The sequence below is a fragment of the Planococcus sp. RAB007_Raresut genome, assembly GCF_057369535.1.
The window spans coordinates 1-272 of the sequence record NZ_JBXYIF010000107.1 but is presented as its reverse complement, the minus strand read 5'-3'; the positions used below and the strand labels follow the sequence as shown (position 1 = coordinate 272).

The window sequence follows — 272 nt, the reverse complement described above, 5'->3', positions numbered from 1 at the left end:
CTGTAGATGAAAAAGCTGTAAAAGCTTACTCTGCAATTGTTACTGCTGAAGATAATGTCCGTCCGATGGTCGAATCAGTAACTTATTCGAACTATCAAACAGCTGTCATCAAATTCTCAGAACCACTTCAATCATTAGGTTCTATCTCTGCTAACAATGCAGATATCCAGTTCGGATCACTTTCGACTGACGGCTAGAGTGTTACTGTTGACCTCGCAAACGTCAACGTAAAAGCAGACACTGACTACAAAGTGACTATCATCGGGGCGAAA

General features: G+C 41.5%; 1 protein-coding gene. It reads left to right on the top strand.

The features are described from left to right. Window positions 1-197 (top strand): hypothetical protein (locus tag AC2Q9J_RS17915; protein WP_499042029.1); only part of this gene is annotated, 197 nt, incomplete at its 5' end. Between the last annotated feature and the right edge of the window lie 75 nt (window positions 198-272).